1 pseudogene is annotated in these 402 nt (G+C 64.7%); it reads left to right on the top strand.

Annotation, left to right across the window (positions count from 1 at the left end):
• Positions 1 to 402 (top strand): annotated as a pseudogene (locus tag EOA24_RS41050) (hypothetical protein); the annotation flags it as partial.

Raw genomic sequence — 402 nt, 5'->3', positions numbered from 1 at the left:
CTTTCGCATGGAACCAGAGCTCGACGCAGAGCCAGGCAACCACGCTCGGCTGCACGGCCAGCTGGGCATCGGCGACCTCGACCTGGACGCTGAATTGCGGCAGCAAGACCACGGTCAACCTGGGCACCATCACCATCGGCGGCGGCATCAACCTCAATTTCGCCACCAGTGGCGCGGCGAGCACCGTCTACAACATCGCCGGCGACCTCACGACCAGCGCCACGACCAAATTCGGCCCCGGCACCTACAATTTCGCCAAGACACTGACCACGGCCGGAACCACGACCTTCGGCGCCGGCACCTACAATTTCGGCAAGCAGGTGACGACCGCTGGGATAACGACCTTCGGCGCCGGAACCTTCAACTTCACCAAGGGCCTGACGACCGGCGGCGGCGCCACCA

The sequence above is a fragment of the Mesorhizobium sp. M2A.F.Ca.ET.039.01.1.1 genome, assembly GCF_003998035.1.
GTDB lineage: Bacteria > Pseudomonadota > Alphaproteobacteria > Rhizobiales > Rhizobiaceae > Mesorhizobium.
The sequence above is the reverse complement of the archived record's forward strand: the minus strand, read 5'-3'. Positions and strand labels throughout refer to the sequence as shown.